Source organism: Betaproteobacteria bacterium, assembly GCA_016791345.1.
Taxonomy (GTDB): domain Bacteria; phylum Pseudomonadota; class Gammaproteobacteria; order Burkholderiales; family JAEUMW01; genus JAEUMW01.
Genome location: JAEUMW010000254.1, coordinates 1 through 17,135, shown reverse-complemented (window position 1 = coordinate 17,135; position 17,135 = coordinate 1). Strand labels below are relative to the sequence as shown.

Sequence of the window (17,135 nt, the reverse complement as noted above, 5' to 3'; positions counted from 1 at the left end):
CGCGGCGCTGCCCGCGATCAGGCCAGTCTGACCTGTGTGCCCGCAGCGGGTAAATCGGACAAGTTCGGATCGATGGTCCGCAGCGCGTCCGCGGTCGTACCGCAGCGGCGTGCCACCTGCTCGAGTGTTTCGCCTGGCTGGACTACCGCCTGATCGGCGACCAGAGCGCCGTTCCCCGCGCGGCGTACGGTGGTACGCAAGGTCGCGTGCGTGCGCGTCTTCTCCGCTAGGGTGATCGACCCGTCCGCGTCCAGATGCGCGTGCAGGAAAAGCTCCGACGTGCATCCAAAAACGAAGTGGCGTTCCCGGTTGCCGTAGTCGTCGATGATCCAGGCCGGGTGTCCGGCCACTTCGCACGATCTCACCACGACGCTCGTTCCGATCACCCGAATCGCCGGTTGGACGGCATCGCTCCCGCGTGGATCGTTGCAGGCTACGTCCTGTCCTGCAGCATCGAGCACGCGGGTGGCCCCCGGTCCGTCGATGAGGGCGACGAGCAGTAGACCGCCTGAAGCATCACGCCATTCCACGCGCGTCGTGTTCCCGCCTGGCAGCCCCCGAACGGTGCCGACCTTGCTGCCGGTGTCGGTGCGGACGACGTGGTCGAAGGCATGTTCGGTCACGATCGGTTCCCGGTAGCTATCAACGCGCCGTCACGACCACCTTGATGCCGAGGCGCTCGGCCAGTCTCGCCGCTGCCGCACGCGCCTCCGGATCACTTGCATAGGGCCCCGACTGAACGCGGTAGAGACCATTCAGGAGGAAGACATCGACGGCCCCCAGCGTGTCCCCTGCCTGATCCTTGACGCGGAGCAGAAATCCTTCGGCGTTGTCGCGCGCGCTGAACGCACCGAGTTGGAGGAAGATGCCGCGCCCGGCATCGACCTCCTTCAGCACGTCCGGTGCCGCCGGCGGCGGGACCGCCGGACGCGGCGACCGTGGTTGGACATCGACGAGCGCGTCCCTCGTCGGCGACGGCTCCCGTCCGGGAATGACGAGTTCCACGGTCACCAGCCCGCTGCCGTCGGTGAGCGTGCCGACACGGTAGGCAGCAGCATACGAAAGGTCGATCACCCGATCGTGCAGGAACGGGCCGCGATCGTTGACGCGAACAACAGTGGTGCGGCCGGTCTTCATGTTCGTGACCCGTGCATAGCTCGGGATCGGCAGGGTCGGGTGCGCCGCCGTCATGGCGTACATGTCGTAGATTTCGCCGGACGAGGTCGCCTTGCCGTGATAGCGGCGGCCGTACCAGCTGGCGACGCCGGTCTGGCGGTACGGCTGAAGCGCGGTAAGCGGCGTGTAGGTCCTGCCCATCACCTCATACGGCCGGTTCGAGGCCGGCCGCAGCGGCTCAAGCCTGGGCACGGCGTCCGGCAGGCTGTCCAGGTTCGCCGGCGGATTGGCTCCGGGCCCGTCGTCGAGATAGTAGCCGCCACCGCGCTTGCCCGCCGGCGGTGGCTCGCCCGGTTTGGCCGCTGGTGGCGGGGGTGCCGTCGTCGGTTTGGAGGGCGCCGTTCCGCAGGCGGCGAGCGCAAGCGTCATGAGCCCTGCGACGCAGGGCGCGACGCGTTCCAGGGCGATGGCGAGCCGCGTCACGTTTGCACCAGCTTGCGGTTGGTACTCTCGCCATCGGCGACAGCCATCCAGTGATGCGAGAGCCGCGTCACGTTTGCACCAGCTTGCGGTTGGTACGGATGCTCATGAGAATGCCGAATCCGAGGAACAGCGTCACCAGCGCCGTCCCGCCGTAGCTGATGAGGGGCAGCGGCACCCCGACCACGGGAAGGATACCGCTCACCATGCCCATGTTGACGAACGCGTAGGTAAAAAACGACAGGGCGAGCGAGCCCGCGAGCAGCCGTGCGAACAGGCTCGGTGCGTCGGCGGCGATCACCAGCCCGCGCCCGATCACGATCAGAAAAAGGCACAGGAGCAGCCCGTTACCGACGAGACCGAACTCCTCCGAGAAGACGGCGAAGATAAAATCGGTCGTGCGCTCGGGCAGGAAGTCCAGGTGCGTCTGCGTACCGTTGAGCCAGCCCTTGCCGGATACGCCCCCGGAGCCCACCGCAATGGTCGACTGGATCGTGTGGTAGCCGGCGCCCAGAGGGTCTTCGGTCGGGTCGATCAACGTCAGAATTCTTCGTTTCTGGTAGTCGTGCATGAAAGACCAGAGCACCGGCAGGCTGGCGCACCCCGCGGCAAAGAGCGCGAGCAGAATGTTCCAGGAGAGTCCGGCGAGAAAGATCACGTAGAAACCGGACGCGAGGATGAGGATGGCGGTTCCCAGATCGGGCTGCTTGGCGATGAATCCGATCGGCACCAGGAGCATCACCGCGGCGATGGCGAAGTGCTTGATGCGCAGCGTCGCCTCGTAGCGGTCGAAGTACCACGCGAGCATCAGCGGGACGGCGATCTTCATGAGCTCCGAGGGCTGGATGCGGGTGACACCAAGGTCGAGCCAGCGCTGGGCGCCGTTGACGATCTCGCCGAACAGGTCGACGGCCACCAGCAGGACGATGCCGATGATGTAAGCCGGTACGGCGAAGCTCTTGAGGATGTGCGGCGGGATGTTCGCGGCCACCCACATCACCGCGAAGGCGACGCCGATGTTGGCGAGCTGACTCGTCACCCGGGCCGGGTTCTGCTCCCCGGCGCTGTAGAGCGTCATCAGCCCGACGCCGAGCAGCACCAGCAGCGAGGTCAGCAGAAAGCTGTCGATGTGACCGGCGAGAAAGGTCACGATCCGCTTAATCGCCGGCGTCGCCATCTTCTTCTCCGACCTGCATCGACTCCGGCAGCTTGCCCAGAAGGTAGAAATCGAGGAGCTTGCGCGCGATCGGTGCGGCGGTCGAGCCGCCGTGGCCGCCGTTTTCGACCAGGATTCCGAGTGCGATCTTCGGATCTTCGGCGGGCGCGAACGCGATGAAAAGCGCATGGTCGCGGTGGCGCTCGGCGACCCGTTTCTCGTCGTAGCGCTCGCCCTGCTTCATGGCTACCACCTGCGCGGTTCCGGTCTTGCCGCCGAAGACGTACTGCGCGCCGGCACCCGCTTTCGATGCCGTCCCCCCCGGGCGCGTGACGTCGACCATCGCCGCCTTCACCCTTTGCACGTTCTCGCGTTTGAAATCGAGCATGCGCACCGGGTCGGTCGCAACGGGGGTGAGCACCTTGCTGCGGCTGTCCTCTACCTGCCGGACGAGATGCGGCTTGTACACTGCTCCACTCGCTGCGATCACCCCCGTGCCCATGGCAAGCTGCAAGGGCGTGGCAAGGTTGTAGCCCTGGCCGATGCCGACCGAGATGGTATCGCCGGCAAACCATTTCTGCTTGTAGCGCTTGAGTTTCCATGCCTGGTTGGGCAGCACGCCGGGCTGCTCGCCCTTGATGTCGATGCCCGTCTTCCCACCGAATCCGAGCTGGCTCACGAAGTCGTGGATGGCGTCGATGCCGAGTTCCTGGGCGAGGCCGTAGTAGTACGTGTCGCACGAAATCACGATCGACTTGTGCAGATCGACCATGCCGTGCCCGCCGGCCTTCCAGTCGCGCCAGCGATGGCTCACGCCGGGCAGCGTGAAGTAGCCGGGGTCGGCGATCGTGTAGGACGGCGAACGCTTGCCGAGTTCGAGCGCGGCGAGCGCCATGAACGGCTTGAACGTGGAACCCGGCGGGTACTGACCCTGCAGCGCGCGATTGTTGAGCGGCTTGTCCGGATTGTTGTTGAGCGCATCCCAGTTCTGCGGATCGATGCCGTCCACGAAAAGATTCGGGTCGAAGCTCGGCCGCGAGACCAGCGCCAGAATCCCGCCCGTCGAGGGTTCGATGGCGACCAGAGCGCCGCGGTAGTTGCCGAAGACGTTCTCGGCAACTTCCTGCAAGCGCAGATCCAGCGCCAGGATCAGGTTGTTGCCCGAGACCGGCGCCTGCCGCGCCAGGGAGCGGACGGCGCGTCCGCCGGAGTCGACCTCCACCCGATCGAAACCGGTGATGCCGTGCAACTCGTGCTCGTACGACTCTTCCAGGCCGAACTTGCCGATGTGATCGGTGCCGCGGTAGTTGGCAGTATCGCCGCGGGCTTCGATCTGTTCCAGATCGCGATCGCTGATGCGACCGATGTAGCCGATCGAATGGGCCGCGTGCTCTCCGTTCGGATATTGCCGAAACAGACGCGCGTTGATCTCGACCCCCGGAAAGCGGTAGCGATTCGCGGCGAACCTGGCCACTTCCTCTTCGGACAACCGGGTGCGGATCGGCAGGCTCTCGAAGCTCTTGCTCTCCTCCATCAGGCGCTTGAAGCGCTTGCGGTCCTTGGCGGTGATCTCCACCACGGACGTCAAACCGCCGATGGTCGCCTCGAGGTCCGCCACCTTGCTCGGCGTGATTTCCAGCGTATAGGCGGAATAGTTGTGCGCGAGTACCACACCGTTGCGGTCCAGGATCAGCCCGCGGTTCGGCATGACCGGCACGATCGAGATGCGGTTGTTCTCGGCCAGCGCGTGGTAGTAGTCGTGCTGCACGACCTGGACGTAGAAGAAGCGGGCAAGCAGCACTGCGAACAGCGTCACGACCACGCCTCCCGCGACGGCGAGCCGCGCGCGAAACCGGGCGAGTTCGACCTCCGGATTGCGTATTTCGATGCGGCGAGACATGGGCAGGTCAGCCGCGATCGGCGTCCGGTTTGGGTTTTTGCGGCAGCACCAGTGTCACCGTCAGCACGGGCCAAAGGACGGCCGCCACGACCGGGCCGAGAAAGTACAGCCAACCGGGAAACTCGGCGCCCTCCGCCATCCGCACGAGCAGCATGATGAGTTTCACCACCTGCAGCATCAACAGCACGTGGATGGTCTGCGAGACCAGGTCGAACATGAGAATGCGCCGATGCGCGAGTGTCGCCATCAGCGCGAGCGCGGTGTAGCCGAGCGCGTACTGGCCGAACAGCGCACCCTCAGCCACATCCATCGCCAGACCGAGCAGCCACGGCAGCAGAAAGCCCAGGCGGCGCGGGTAGTGGATGAGCCAGTAGGCCAGAAAGAGCGCCACGAAATCGGGCCGCCATAAGAGCGCCCTCCCCGAGACCGGCAGTAGATTGAGCACGAAGGCCAGCGCAAGGGTTCCCGCGACGAAAAAAGGATTGACCGGAAGCAGGATCTCCGTCGGCTTGTCGGTGCGGGCTTGGTTCACGATCCCTTCTTCTTCGATTTCGCCGACTTGGTGACCGGCTCTTCGTCCGCCGGCTTCTCCGGCAGCACGCGCTTGTCGAGCACAAGCAGGACGAGGCTTCCGCGGTTCACCCCGGCACTCGGAGAACACTCGATCCGCGCGAACGCATTGGTAGCACTGCGATCGATGGCCGCCACGGTTGCCACCGGAAAGCCCGCTGGGTAAAGCCCGTCGATGCCGGAAGTGACCAAGGTGTCGCCCACTTGAACGTCGGCGTTGACGGGCATGAAGCGCAATTCCAGAACCTCGTCGCGGCCGACTCCGAAGACCACGGACCGTGCGCCGGTGCGAAGGTTCTGGACGGGCACCGCCTGGTTCTTGTCGGTGATCAGCGTGACCTCGGAGGCGAGCGGAAGAACCCGTGTCACCTGTCCGACGAGGCCGGTCTCGTCGATGACCGCCTGCCCGGCGCGCACGCCATGCTGCGACCCGCGGTCCACCACCACCTTGCGAACGAAGGGATCGCGCTTGGCGTAGACGATTTCCGCAAGCTGCAGGGTGAGATCGGTCCGTTCGGAGGCGGAGAACAGCTTTCGCAGCTGGCGCGCCTCCGCAGTGAGGGCTTCCAGGCGGGCAGCCTTGCTGCCCAGCTCGAGCGTCTTCACGCGCAGCGCTTCGTTTTCGTCGATCAGCTTGGACTGGGTGGAGAAGAACGTCGCCAGACGAATCAGCGCCGCGCCCGGCGCGAGCGCTGCACGCTCGAAGGGATAAAGCGCAACCGATACGGCCTCGCGGATGTGTTCGAGATAGCGCAGGCGCGCGTCCGCGAACAGGAGGACGATGGACAGCAGGGCAAAGAACGTGAAGCGGGCGAGAGGGCTGGGGCCGCGCTCAAAGAATGGCGGGTGCTGGTCTTCCATGAGGGAGCGGCCGCCGGCGCGCGCTGCGACAGCCACCCGGAGACCGCGTCAGCAATCCCGCGGTCCTCGGGTGCAGCATGACTAGTCGTTGGTGAAAATGGCGGTGAAGCGGTCCATGTGTTCGAGTGCCTTGCCGGAGCCTCGCACCACGCAGGTGAGAGGATCTTCCGCCACGACGACAGGCAGCCCGGTTTCTTCCATCAGCAGCCGGTCGATGTCGCGCAGCAAGGCGCCACCCCCGGTGAGCACCATTCCCTTCTCGGCAATGTCCGCTCCGAGTTCCGGCGGAGTTTGCTCGAGCGCGGTCTTGACCGCGCTCACGATGGAATTGAGCGGCTCGGTGAGCGCTTCGAGAATCTCGTTCGAGGAGATGGTGAAACTGCGAGGAATGCCTTCCGCGAGGTTTCTGCCTTTCACCTCCTTCTCTTTCACTTCCGAACCCGGAAAGGCGGAGCCGATTTCCTTCTTGATCTCCTCCGCCGTGGTCTCGCCGATCAGCATCCCATAGTTGCGGCGGATGTAGTTGATGATTGCTTCATCGAACTTGTCGCCGCCCACGCGAACCGACCCGGCATACACGAGACCGCCCAAAGAGATGACACCCACTTCGGTGGTGCCGCCGCCGATGTCGACCACCATCGAGCCGGTCGGCTCCTCAACCGGCAAGTCTGCACCGAGCGCCGCAGCCATCGGTTCCTCGATCAGTTCGACCTTTCTCGCGCCAGCGCCGTACGCCGACTCCCGGATCGCACGGCGTTCCACCTGCGTCGAACCGCAGGGCACGCAGATCACGATGCGCGGACTCGGGGAAAACAGACGGGAATCGTGGACTTTCTTGATGAACTGCTTGAGCATCTGCTCGGTAACGGTGAAGTCGGCGATCACGCCATCCTTCATCGGCCGGATGGCGGTGATGTTGCCTGGCGTGCGTCCGAGCATCTGCTTCGCTGCGAGGCCCACCTGCTGGATCACCTTCTTGCCGTTCGGGCCGCCTTCCTGGCGGATGGCCACGACCGAGGGTTCATCGAGCACGATCCCCTGACCGCGCACCCAGATGAGCGTGTTGGCCGTGCCGAGATCGATCGCGAGATCGTTGGAGAAATAACCGCTCAGGAAACCGAACATTGGGGAATTCCGCTTACAAGATGTGGGAAAAAAATAAGTTATGATAACCTAGTAATCTCGGCCATTTGAAGTCCTGCGCGTACTGCGGCGCAACCCTTCGCGGCCTGTCGCTATCACTCTCGCTTTCGCACCATGTCCCTCTGTCTTGAAGACGTCAAGCGCATCGCCCGACTCGCCCGCATTGCCGTGAGCGACGAGGAAGCGGACGCGGTGCTGGGTCAAATGAACGGCATCTTCGCACTCATCGAGGAGATGCAAGCGGTGCCGACTGCCAGCATCGAGCCGATGTCGCACGCGCAGGATGTCGTCGTACGGTTGCGCGAGGATGTCGTGTCCGAAGGCGATCAGCACGAACTGTTCCAGAGTATTGCGCCTCAAGTCGAGGCCGGACTCTACCTCGTTCCGAAGGTCATCGAGTAACCCGCGTTGCAGTCCTGGCCGGTGTCTTGAGCCGGGCTGCGACGCCCTTTCGCCCCATGTTGAACGCCAGTCTCACGGAACTTGCCCGCCTGCTGGAGGCGAAGCAGATCTCCAGCGTCGAACTCACCCAGTCGCTGCTCGGCCGTATCGAGCGTCTGAATCCGACCCTGAACGCCTTCGTCACCGTTCGTGCGGAGACGAGCCTGGCTCAGGCACGCGAGGCGGACGCGCGTCGCGCGCGCGGGGACGCGCTGCCGTTGACCGGTATTCCCGTGGCGCAGAAGGATATCTTCTGCGCGCACGGCTGGCCGACCACCTGCGGCTCGCGGATGCTGTCGAACTTCGTCGCGCCCTATGACGCCGAGATCATCCGCCGCTTCGATGCCGCCGGCGTGGTCAACCTCGGCAAGACCAACATGGACGAGTTCGCCATGGGGTCGTCCAACGAGACTTCCTTCTTCGGACCCGTCCGCAATCCGTGGGCACCGGCTGCGGTTCCCGGCGGCAGTTCCGGCGGCTCCGCGACGGCGGTGGCGGCCCGGCTGGCACCGGCAGCGACCGGCACCGACACCGGCGGATCCATCCGCCAGCCGGCGGCGCTGTGCGGTATTTCCGGCATCAAGCCCACGTACGGCGTGGTCTCGCGCTACGGCATGATCGCTTTCGCGTCGAGCCTCGATCAGGCGGGCCCGATGGCGAAGTCCGCCGAGGATCTCGCGCTGCTGCTCAACGTCATGGCCGGATTCGACCCGCGCGATTCGACCAGCCTCGATCGTCCGCCGGAGGACTACGCGCGTGACCTGGCGAAACCGCTGACGGGGCTGCGCATCGGTCTGCCCAAGCAGTACTTTGCCGAGGGCGTGAACGCCGATGTGCTTCGCGCCATCGAGGAGGCGATCGCGGGCTTTCGCCGCCTCGGATGCGAAACCGTCGAGGTCGACCTGCCCAATACGCGGCTGTCGATCCCGGTTTATTACGTGCTCGCGCCGGCCGAAGCGTCCAGCAACCTGGCGCGCTACGACGGTGTCCGCTACGGACATCGCGCTGCGCATTACACCGACCTCACCGACATGTATCAGAAGAGCCGCGCCGAAGGCTTCGGGCCGGAAGTGAAGCGGCGTATCCTCATCGGTACCTACGTGCTCTCGCACGGCTATTACGATGCGTACTACCTGCAGGCGCAGAAGCTGCGGCGCCTCATCGCGCACGATTTTGCCGAGGCCTTCAAGGTGTGCGACGTGATCATGGGGCCGACGTCTCCGACCACGGCCTTCGACCTGGGTGCGAAGAGCGGCGATCCGGTGCAGATGTACCTGTCGGACATCTTCACCATTGCGGTCAACCTTGCAGGGCTGCCCGGCATGTCGATTCCCGCAGGGTTCGGGGACGACGGTCGCCCGGTCGGACTGCAGGTGATCGGCAACTATTTCTCGGAGGCGCGCATGCTGAACGTCGCGCACCAGTATCAGCTGGCGACCGATTGGCACCGCCGCGTCCCCGCGGGTCTGGAGGTGGACGCGCAATGAAATGGGAAATCGTCGTCGGGCTGGAGACGCACGCCCAGCTTTCCACGCAGTCGAAGATCTTCTCCGGCGCGGCCACGGCCTTCGGCGCGGCACCGAACGCACAGGCATGCGCGGTGGACGTCGCATTGCCGGGCGTATTGCCGGTGTTGAACCGCGGTGCGGTCGAGCGCGCGATCCGCTTCGGGCTTGCGGTGGGCGCCACCATCAACCGCCGCTCGGTGTTCGCGCGCAAGAACTACTTCTACCCCGATCTCCCCAAGGGCTATCAGATCAGTCAGTACGAGCTGCCCGTGGTGGCGGGTGGTGCCGTACGCGTGCCGCTGAAGGACGGCGAGAAGACGGTGCGGCTCGTTCGCGCGCACCTCGAAGAGGATGCCGGCAAGTCCTTGCACGAGGACTTCCACGGACTGTCGGGGATCGACCTGAACCGCGCCGGCACACCGCTGCTCGAGATCGTCTCCGAGCCCGATCTGCGCGGAGCACAGGAGGCGGTCGCCTACGCCAAGACGCTGCACTCTCTGGTGCGCTATCTCGACATCTGCGATGGCAACATGCAGGAGGGATCGTTCCGCTGCGACGCGAACGTCTCGGTACGGCCGCATGGTGCGACCGAGCTTGGCACCCGCTGCGAGATCAAGAACCTGAACTCGTTCCGCTTCCTCGAGAAAGCGATCGAGTACGAAGCGGCGCGCCAGATCGCGATCATCGAGGACGGCGGCAGCATCGCGCAGGAGACGCGGCTCTTCGATTCCGAGCGCGGCGAAACACGCTCCATGCGCTCCAAGGAAGAGGCGCACGACTATCGCTACTTCCCCGACCCGGATCTGCTGCCGCTGGAGATCCCGGATGCCTGGCTCGACGGGGTGCGCGCGTCGCTGCCCGAGTTGCCCGACGCCAAGCGTGCGCGCTTCGTGTCCGAGTACGGCATTCCTCCCTACGATGCTGCCGTGCTCACGTCGAGCCGCGAACTTGCCGCGTACTTCGAAGAGACCGTGAGCGAGTTGCCGGCGGAGCCGAAGCTGTCCGCCAACTGGGTCATGGGCGAGGTCTCCGGGCACCTCAACCGCGACGGACTCGAGATCGGGGGGTCGCCGGTATCGAGCACTGCCCTCGCGGGGCTGCTGCGCCGGGTTGCCGATGGCACCATTTCCGGCAAGATCGCGAAGGACGTGTTCGAAGCGATGTGGGCAGGCGAAGGAGATGCCGATGCGATCATCGACGCGAAGGGGCTGCGGCAGATCTCCGACAGCGGAGAACTCGAGCGCATTGCCGATGCCATCATTGCCGCCAACCCGGGTCAGGTGGCGGAGTATCGCGGCGGACGCGACAAGCTCTTCGCTTTCTTCGTCGGGCAGGTGATGAAGCAGACACAGGGCAAGGCAAACCCCGCCCAGGTCAACGAAATTCTCAGGAAGAAGCTGGCACCCTGAAGGGGCGGTCAGCGCCTGGCGGAAGATTCGGCGGCGGCGGTAGCGCCCGGGGTCACAGACTGCAACTGGGCGAAGCGACGCTGGTAGTCCTCGTACTTTTCGCGCACTGCGCCGAGTTCCTGCCGCTTCTGCTCGATCATGGCCTCGAGGCGCTGCTTGCCCTTCTCGTCGCTCTCGATGTCCTGCTTGAGTCCATCGGGAACCGGCTTGCCAGCGGTTGCCAGCCCCTCAGCGCGCGCCCGGTTTTCGGCCAATCGTTTTTCGGTGCTTTTGAGCACTGACTGATTGTTGGCGATGCCAAGCTCGATCTGCTGCAAGTCGCGGTCGCGCTTGAGTTCGATGTCGCGCTCGGTGGTGAAACTCTGCAGCAGCGCCTGATCGCGCCGCCGCTGCTCCTGGGCGCGTGCCTCGTCCTGTTTCGCATGCGACGCTGCTTCTTCGCGCGCGCGGATTTCCTCCGGCGTCAGCGCCTGGTCCGTCTTCTTGATGGTGATCCCGCGCCTGCTGAGCTCGCTGTTCGCCTTGTTCTTGAACTCCGGCGGGATCGTGTCGCCGTAATGGGTGATGCCCTTGTCGTCGACCCACTTGTAGGTGCCGGCCAGGCCGGCCAGGGGGAAAACGCAGACCATGGCGCTGACAACGAGGCCGCAGCCGAGGCGCTTAGCTTTCTTCATCGCCGCTCACTCCGTACTGTTCGCGATAACGGGCGATGGAAGGCAAGTACCGTTCCAAATCCGGACGCGAACCGACGAAGCCGAGCAGATCGTCGAGGCTGGCGATGCTGATCACGGGGATGCCGAAGTTGCGTTCGACCTCCTGCGTCGCCGACAGCGCCCCCGTCCCGCGTTCCATGCGGTCGATGCTGACGATCACGCCGCACGGCGCGGCTCCGGCAGCACGAATGAGCGCGATCGATTCACGCACCGAGGTGCCCGCCGATATGACATCGTCCACGATGAGGACGCGCCCGGCGAGCGGTGCTCCGACCGTCAGGCCGCCCTCGCCGTGATCCTTTGCTTCCTTGCGATTGAAACAGAACGGAAGGTTGCGCCCAGCGGCCGCAAGCGCCATCGCCGTTCCCGCAACCAGAGGAATGCCCTTGTACGCGGCGCCAAAGAGCATGTCGAACGGCAACGCCGATGCGAGAACGGCTTTCGCGTAGAATTGCGCCAGCGCGCGCAACCGCTCACCGTCGTCGAACACTCCCGTATTGAAGAAATACGGGGAATCGCGACCGGCCTTGGTCCGGAACGTGCCGAATCGGATCGCCTCGCAGGCGACGGCGAACGCGATGAACTCCTGGCTTAACGCGGACATTCGGGAGCGGACGCTGGCGGGATTTGGAAGCGAGGTGTCGGACACTCACCTCGGCCCCGCCAAGAATAATGGTTTTTCCGCCCATGCGCATCATCACCCTCAATGTGAACGGAATCCGCTCGGCAGCGCGGAAGGGCTTCTTCGAGTGGCTCGAGCAGCAGGGCGCGGACCTCGTCTGTCTGCAGGAAGTGAAGGCGCAGGCGGGCGACCTGTCCGACGCGATTCGCGAACCGAAGGGCCTGCACGGGTTCTTTCATCTCGCCGGCAAAAAAGGCTACAGCGGTGTGGCCATCTACTCGCGACAGCGTCCGGACCGGGTCGTCGAAGGCGTGGGCATTGCCGACATCGATGCCGAAGGTCGTTATCTGCGCCTCGATTTCGGGAAGCTCAGCGTGGTGTCCCTGTACATGCCGTCGGGATCATCGTCGCCAGAGCGGCAGGCGGTGAAGTTCAGCTTTCTGGAGCGTTTTCTGCCCCTGCTGGACACGCTCGTTGCCAGCGGGTGGGAGTGGATCGTGTGCGGCGACTGGAACATCGCGCACAAGCAGATCGATCTCAAGAACTGGCGTTCGAACCAGAAGAACTCGGGTTTTCTGCCGGAGGAGCGCGCGTGGCTCGACCGGGTGTTCGGGGCGCTCGGTCTCGTCGACGTGTTTCGTCGGCTGAACCCGGAACCGGACCAGTACACGTGGTGGTCGAACCGCGGGCGGGCGTGGGCGAAGAACGTAGGGTGGCGCATCGATTACCAGGTCGCGACACCCGGCATCGCGGCGACGGCGCAGTGCGCGCTCATCTACAAGGAGCAGCGCTTCTCCGATCACGCCCCGCTCACGATCGACTATGACTACGACCTGCGAAGCGGCGCATCGTGAATCTCGCCCCCTATCTGCAGGTGGTCCGCAGCCCGCGCGTTGCCGCCGTGCTCGTCCTGGGTTTTGCGTCCGGCCTGCCGCTCGCGCTGTCCGCCGGCACGCTGCAGGCATGGATGACGGTTGCCGGCGTCGACATCAAGACCATAGGCCTCTTCTCGCTCGTCGGTCTCCCCTATACCGTGAAGTTCCTGTGGGCGCCGGTGATGGATCGCTACGCGCCCGGCTTCCTGGGGCGCCGCCGCGGCTGGGTGGCGCTGACGCAGCTCGTCCTGATGGGGGTCATCGCCCTCATGGGCGCGATGGACCCGACGCGCTCGCCGCTGCCGCTCGCCGCACTGGCGCTGGTGCTCGCCTTTGCTTCGGCGTCGCAGGACATCGTCGTCGACGCGTACCGCACCGACGTGCTGCGCGAGAACGAACGCGGACTGGGTGCGGCCGTGTCGGTGCTCGGCTACCGTCTCGCCCTGCTGGTGTCCGGCGCGCTGGCGCTCATCCTGTCCGATCACATCGGCTGGCGGAACACGTACTGGCTGATGGCCGCCCTCATGGTGATCGGGCTGCTCGCGGCAATTCTCGGACCGGAGCCCGAGGTGCAGGTACGCCCGCCGCGCACGCTGGGGGAAGCGGTGGTCGGGCCGCTCAAGGAATTCTTCGGGCGCCCGGAGGCCGGCGTGATGCTCCTCCTGATCGTGCTCTACAAGCTGGGAGACGCGTTCGCGGGCAGTCTCACGACGGCGTTCCTGATCCGCGGCGTCGGCTTCACGCCAACCGACGTCGGCGCCATCAACAAAGGCCTCGGGCTCTTCGCCACCATCATCGGTGCGCTCTTCGGCGGCGGCCTGATGGTCCGCCTCGGGCTGTACCGTGCCCTGCTCCTCTTCGGCATCCTGCAGGCGGTGTCGAATCTCGCCTTCATGGTGCTGGCGTGGGCCGGCAAGAGCTATCCGCTGATGGTCGTCGCCGTGGCTGTCGAGAACATCGCCGGCGGCATGGGAACGGCGGCCTTCGTCGCCCTGCTCATGGCGCTGTGCGACCAGCGCTTCTCCGCCACGCAGTTCGCGCTGCTGTCCGCGCTGGCAGCGATCGGTCGCGTGTTCGTCGGACCACCGTCCGGGCTGCTGGTCGACGCCGTCGGCTGGGTCTGGTTTTTCTTCTGCACGTTTCTCGTTGCCCTTCCGGGGTTGCTGCTGTTGTGGCGGCTGCGGCAGCGGGTGTCCGACCTGGGGCATGCCGGCAGCTGACCTGCTGCCACCCTTCCTGGCCGGCCTGCTCGGCGGGGTGCATTGCGCCGGCATGTGCGGGGGCCTGGTCGGCGCGTTCGCGCTCGGGCTGCCGGGCGATCGCAGCCCGCTGGTGGTGCAGCTCGCGTGCAACCTCGGGCGTGTCGCGACCTATGTCGGGTTGGGCGCGGCGGCGGGAGCGCTGGGCGCCGGCACCTTGCTCTTCGCGGATGTGCTGCCGATGCAGAAGATCCTGTTCGGCGCATCCAGTGTCGTACTGCTCGCCATGGGGCTGTACCTCGGCGGCCTGTTCCCAAGGTTCGCGGAACTGGAACGTGTGGGGCGCGCGCCGTGGCGGCGGATTCAGCCGTTGCTCGCCCGGGTGCTGCCGATCCGCACGCTGCAAAGTGCGGTCGTCGCCGGCCTGCTCTGGGGTTTCCTGCCGTGCGGTCTCGTCTACAGCGCGGTGGTGCTGGCGCTGGCGAGCGCGAGCGCCCCGCGGGGTGCGCTGGTGATGGCGGTATTCGGCGCCGGCACCCTGCCCAACCTGCTGGCGATGGGCTTGCTGGCGCACCGGCTGCAGCCGTTTCTGCAGGATCGCCGCGTGCGTGTCGCGGCGGGCGTCGCACTCGTCGCCGCGGGCGTCTGGGGGCTGCTCAAGCTCACCTGACGGCGCGTCACGCCGCGCGGTCGAAACGGTATACGGCCAGCTCTCCCATCAGATTGGACGCGAACGACACCGGCTGACCGTCCGTGAGCACCGCGCGCTCGATCACCCGCACGCCGTGCTCCGTGCAGAAGCGTTCGAAATCGCCGATCGTGCACAGATGCACGTTCGGCGTGTTAAACCACTGGTACGGCAGCGCACCCGACACCGGCATGTACCCGCGCAACACCTGCAGGCGGTGGCGCCAGTAGCCGAAATTCGGGAAGCTCACGATGCCCTCGCGGCCGACGCGCAGCATCTCGCGCACGATCTCTTCCGTGTGCTTCATCGCCTGCAGCGTCTGCGACAGGATCACGCAATCGAAGGAATTCGACTCGAACATCGCGAGCCCGGTTTCGAGGTCGTTCTGCACGACGCTGATGCCGTTGCCGATGCAGTCCACACGGCTATCGAAATCGATCTCGACGCCATAGCCGTGGGCGTCCCGCGTTTCCTTGAGATAGCGCAGAAGCGAGCCGTCGCCGCAACCCAGGTCGAGCACCTTGGCGCCGGGCTTGACCCAGCGTGCGATGTACGCGAAGTCGGGGCGCGCGGTGGGCGCGGCGAACGGGACGGTCACGCGATCTCCAACGCGATGTTGTTCATGTAGGCGCGCATGAGCCGGAAGTAGTGCTCATCGTCCATCAGAAACGAATCGTGGCCGTGGCGCGAACCGAGCTCGGCGTAAGTGACGCGCCGGTCGTTGTCGAGCAGCGCCTTCACGATCTCCACCGAGCGCTCCGGCGAGAAGCGCCAGTCGGAGGCGAACGAGATCACCAGGAAGCCTGCGGTGGCCGGTCGCAGCGCCCGCGCAAGATCGCCGCCGGCATCCTGCGCCGGGTCGAAGTAGTCGAGCGCCTTGGTCATCAGCAGATAGGTGTTGGCGTCGAAGCGGTCGGCGAACTTGTCGCCCTGGTAGCGCAGGTACGACTCGATCTCGAACTCGATGTCGAAGCCGAACCGATAGGCCCCGGTGCGCAGTCCGCGGCCGAATTTCTCCGCCATCGAGTCGTCGGAAAGATAGGTGATGTGGCCGAGCATGCGGGCGAGCCGCAGGCCGCGTCTGGGCACGACGCCGTGGGCGTAGAAACCGCCACCGTAAAAATCCGGGTCGGTCAGGATCGCCTGCCGCGCGACGTCGTTGAAGGCGATGTTCTGCGCGGTGAGGTTCGGTGCCGCGGCGATGATGATGGAGTGGGCGACACGCTCCGGCTTGGTGATGGCCCAGCGCAGCGCCTGCATGCCGCCCAGGCTGCCGCCCATGATGGCGGCGAAGCGCTCGATGCCGAGACGGGTCGCCAGTCGTGCCTGGGTTTCGACCCAGTCCTCGACGGTCACCACCGGAAAGCTCGCGCCATACGGCCGTCCGGTCTTCGGCTGCACCGTGGACGGGCCGGTGGACCCGTGACAGCCGCCGAGGTTGTTGACGCCGATGACGAAGAAGCGGTCGGTGTCGACCGGCTTGCCGGGGCCGATCATGTTGTCCCACCAGCCGACCACGCGCTCGTCGCTGTCGTAATGGCCGGCGACGTGATGGTTGCCGGACAGCGCGTGGCAAACCAGCACCGCATTCGAGCGCTCGGCGTTCAGCGTGCCGTACGTCTCGTAGACCAGGTCGTACTGGTCGATCATCGCCCCGCTGCGCAGCTGCAGGGGCTCGTCGAAGTGGGCGGTCTGCGGCACGACCGCCCCGACCGAACGCGGTGGCGTCACGTCGGGCGCGGGGCTGCAGCGGGCCTGTTCGCAGGCGATGACAGGCGTCGCAACAGTTGCTGGACGGCGTCCTGCTGCATGTCGCGAAAGAGGACGGTTTCCTCCGACTCGGAGGCCAGTACGCTCTGGTCGTTGTAGACGTACGAGCGAACGGTCACGATCTCGCTGGTCGAGATGATTTCCTTGCCGGCCTTGTCGGCGAGGCGATAGACGACGCTGTAGCGAAGCTGGAACTCGCGCACGGTTCCCTGCTGCGTCAGGGTGAGGATCAGCTTCGCGCGGTTCTCGCCGAGGATGAAGAGCGTCGCATCCGCTTCCGCCGCATCGTCGGCGATGCGCGTGCCGGTGCCGGCCAGGATCGCGCGCTTGAGGTCGTTGGCAAACGGCGAGTACGCGGGCCCCGAGATGTAGAGACTCTCCTGCGGCAGGTTGGCGGTGCCGCGCAGATGGAATCCGCAGCCCGCGATCATCGCCGCGAGGACGATGCCGAGCATCCGCCCACCCTTGACGAACTGCGCACGCGCCAGCATCACACCACCACGTTGACGAGCCGCCCGGGGACGATCACGACGCGTTTGATCGGCTGACCGGCAATGAAGCGCGCTGCACCCGGGTCCGCCAGTGCGATGCGCTCGATGGCCGCCCGATCGGCGTTGCGCGCCACGCGAATGTTGCCGCGCAGCTTGCCGTTGACCTGCAGCACGAGATCTACCTCGTCCTGCA

19 protein-coding genes are annotated in these 17,135 nt (G+C 65.5%); 6 read left to right on the top strand and 13 right to left on the bottom strand.

Going from position 1 to position 17,135, the window contains the following annotated elements; translation table 11 throughout:
* Positions 1–17: 17 nt before the first annotated feature.
* From JNK68_09970 to JNK68_09940, 7 genes are all read right to left on the bottom strand, one after another.
* Positions 18–623 carry a LysM peptidoglycan-binding domain-containing protein gene (locus JNK68_09970; GenBank protein ID MBL8540684.1) on the bottom strand — a complete coding sequence of 202 codons (606 nt, stop codon included), beginning with the start codon at positions 621–623 and terminating at the stop codon, positions 18–20.
* Between the two features lie 19 nt (positions 624–642).
* Positions 643–1,545 (bottom strand): septal ring lytic transglycosylase RlpA family protein, encoded by a 903-nt coding sequence (locus JNK68_09965; protein MBL8540683.1) that lies wholly within the window; start codon positions 1,543–1,545, stop codon positions 643–645.
* Between the two features lie 121 nt (positions 1,546–1,666).
* Positions 1,667–2,773: a rod shape-determining protein RodA gene (gene rodA, locus JNK68_09960; GenBank protein ID MBL8540682.1), complete on the bottom strand. Its 1,107-nt coding sequence runs from the start codon at positions 2,771–2,773 to the stop codon at positions 1,667–1,669.
* Positions 2,754–4,652 carry a penicillin-binding protein 2 gene (gene mrdA / locus JNK68_09955; protein MBL8540681.1) on the bottom strand — a complete coding sequence of 633 codons (1,899 nt, stop codon included), beginning with the start codon at positions 4,650–4,652 and terminating at the stop codon, positions 2,754–2,756. The genes rodA and mrdA overlap by 20 nt, the downstream gene beginning before the upstream one ends.
* Before the next feature lie 7 nt (positions 4,653–4,659).
* Positions 4,660–5,184 carry a rod shape-determining protein MreD gene (gene mreD, locus JNK68_09950; protein ID MBL8540680.1) on the bottom strand — a complete coding sequence of 175 codons (525 nt, stop codon included), beginning with the start codon at positions 5,182–5,184 and terminating at the stop codon, positions 4,660–4,662.
* Positions 5,181–6,119, bottom strand: coding sequence for a rod shape-determining protein MreC (mreC, locus tag JNK68_09945; GenBank protein MBL8540679.1), 939 nt, complete (start codon positions 6,117–6,119; stop codon positions 5,181–5,183). Before mreC ends, mreD begins: the two co-directional genes overlap by 4 nt.
* A 45-nt stretch (positions 6,120–6,164) precedes the next feature.
* Complete coding sequence (locus JNK68_09940; protein MBL8540678.1) at positions 6,165–7,208, bottom strand: rod shape-determining protein; 1,044 nt, start codon at positions 7,206–7,208, stop codon at positions 6,165–6,167.
* Positions 7,209–7,340: 132 nt separating this feature from the next.
* Between JNK68_09940 and gatC the strand changes: the two genes are divergently transcribed.
* Genes gatC through gatB form a run of 3 tightly spaced genes read left to right on the top strand, consistent with a single transcriptional unit; the run spans position 7,341 to position 10,584 of the window.
* Positions 7,341–7,628 (top strand): Asp-tRNA(Asn)/Glu-tRNA(Gln) amidotransferase subunit GatC, encoded by a 288-nt coding sequence (gene gatC / locus JNK68_09935; GenBank protein ID MBL8540677.1) that lies wholly within the window; start codon positions 7,341–7,343, stop codon positions 7,626–7,628.
* Positions 7,629–7,684: 56 nt separating this feature from the next.
* Positions 7,685–9,154, top strand: coding sequence for an Asp-tRNA(Asn)/Glu-tRNA(Gln) amidotransferase subunit GatA (gene gatA, locus JNK68_09930; protein ID MBL8540676.1), 1,470 nt, complete (start codon positions 7,685–7,687; stop codon positions 9,152–9,154).
* Positions 9,151–10,584, top strand: coding sequence for an Asp-tRNA(Asn)/Glu-tRNA(Gln) amidotransferase subunit GatB (gene gatB, locus JNK68_09925; protein ID MBL8540675.1), 1,434 nt, complete (start codon positions 9,151–9,153; stop codon positions 10,582–10,584). Before gatA ends, gatB begins: the two co-directional genes overlap by 4 nt.
* 8 nt (positions 10,585–10,592) lie before the next feature.
* Here gatB and JNK68_09920 read toward each other — a convergent pair whose 3' ends face one another.
* Entirely contained in the window at positions 10,593–11,258 is a 666-nt protein-coding gene (locus tag JNK68_09920) for a DUF4124 domain-containing protein (GenBank protein ID MBL8540674.1), read from the bottom strand.
* The gene (gene pyrE / locus JNK68_09915; GenBank protein ID MBL8540673.1) at positions 11,245–11,901 is read right to left on the bottom strand and encodes an orotate phosphoribosyltransferase; all 657 of its coding nucleotides are present in this window, start codon (positions 11,899–11,901) and stop codon (positions 11,245–11,247) included. Before pyrE ends, JNK68_09920 begins: the two co-directional genes overlap by 14 nt.
* 83 nt (positions 11,902–11,984) lie before the next feature.
* Between pyrE and xth the strand changes: the two genes are divergently transcribed.
* From xth to JNK68_09900, 3 genes are read left to right on the top strand one after another with little or no spacing between them, the layout of a single operon-like run.
* Positions 11,985–12,773 (top strand): exodeoxyribonuclease III, encoded by a 789-nt coding sequence (gene xth / locus JNK68_09910; GenBank protein MBL8540672.1) that lies wholly within the window; start codon positions 11,985–11,987, stop codon positions 12,771–12,773.
* Positions 12,770–14,014, top strand: a complete 1,245-nt coding sequence (locus JNK68_09905; protein ID MBL8540671.1) for an MFS transporter — start codon at positions 12,770–12,772, stop codon at positions 14,012–14,014. The genes xth and JNK68_09905 overlap by 4 nt, the downstream gene beginning before the upstream one ends.
* Positions 14,001–14,663 (top strand): sulfite exporter TauE/SafE family protein, encoded by a 663-nt coding sequence (locus JNK68_09900; protein MBL8540670.1) that lies wholly within the window; start codon positions 14,001–14,003, stop codon positions 14,661–14,663. The genes JNK68_09905 and JNK68_09900 overlap by 14 nt, the downstream gene beginning before the upstream one ends.
* A 7-nt stretch (positions 14,664–14,670) precedes the next feature.
* Here the strand turns inward: JNK68_09900 and metW are convergent, their stop codons facing one another.
* From metW to JNK68_09880, 4 genes are all read right to left on the bottom strand, one after another.
* Positions 14,671–15,279, bottom strand: a complete 609-nt coding sequence (gene metW / locus JNK68_09895; protein MBL8540669.1) for a methionine biosynthesis protein MetW — start codon at positions 15,277–15,279, stop codon at positions 14,671–14,673.
* Entirely contained in the window at positions 15,276–16,412 is a 1,137-nt protein-coding gene (locus tag JNK68_09890) for a homoserine O-acetyltransferase (protein ID MBL8540668.1), read from the bottom strand. Before JNK68_09890 ends, metW begins: the two co-directional genes overlap by 4 nt.
* Positions 16,409–16,942, bottom strand: a complete 534-nt coding sequence (locus JNK68_09885; protein ID MBL8540667.1) for a hypothetical protein — start codon at positions 16,940–16,942, stop codon at positions 16,409–16,411. The genes JNK68_09890 and JNK68_09885 overlap by 4 nt, the downstream gene beginning before the upstream one ends.
* Positions 16,942–17,135, bottom strand: a 194-nt coding sequence (locus JNK68_09880) for a hypothetical protein (protein ID MBL8540666.1), incomplete at its 5' end; no start/stop codon positions are given. The genes JNK68_09880 and JNK68_09885, both read right to left, overlap by 1 nt.

Bases quoted from the DNA above. Each gene is read 5' to 3' on its own strand.
- gatC (MBL8540677.1), top strand. From the start codon at position 7,341: ATGTCCCTCTGTCTTGAAGACGTCAAGCGCATCGCCCGACTCGCCCGC.
- xth (MBL8540672.1), top strand. From the start codon at position 11,985: ATGCGCATCATCACCCTCAATGTGAACGGAATCCGCTCGGCAGCGCGG.
- JNK68_09940 (MBL8540678.1), bottom strand. From the start codon at position 7,208: ATGTTCGGTTTCCTGAGCGGTTATTTCTCCAACGATCTCGCGATCGAT.
- rodA (MBL8540682.1), bottom strand. From the start codon at position 2,773: ATGGCGACGCCGGCGATTAAGCGGATCGTGACCTTTCTCGCCGGTCAC.
- JNK68_09920 (MBL8540674.1), bottom strand. From the start codon at position 11,258: ATGAAGAAAGCTAAGCGCCTCGGCTGCGGCCTCGTTGTCAGCGCCATG.
- pyrE (MBL8540673.1), bottom strand. From the start codon at position 11,901: ATGTCCGCGTTAAGCCAGGAGTTCATCGCGTTCGCCGTCGCCTGCGAG.
- JNK68_09885 (MBL8540667.1), bottom strand. From the start codon at position 16,942: ATGCTGGCGCGTGCGCAGTTCGTCAAGGGTGGGCGGATGCTCGGCATC.
- gatB (MBL8540675.1), top strand. From the start codon at position 9,151: ATGAAATGGGAAATCGTCGTCGGGCTGGAGACGCACGCCCAGCTTTCC.
- mrdA (MBL8540681.1), bottom strand. From the start codon at position 4,652: ATGTCTCGCCGCATCGAAATACGCAATCCGGAGGTCGAACTCGCCCGG.
- gatA (MBL8540676.1), top strand. From the start codon at position 7,685: ATGTTGAACGCCAGTCTCACGGAACTTGCCCGCCTGCTGGAGGCGAAG.
- JNK68_09965 (MBL8540683.1), bottom strand. From the start codon at position 1,545: ATGACGCTTGCGCTCGCCGCCTGCGGAACGGCGCCCTCCAAACCGACG.
- JNK68_09900 (MBL8540670.1), top strand. From the start codon at position 14,001: ATGCCGGCAGCTGACCTGCTGCCACCCTTCCTGGCCGGCCTGCTCGGC.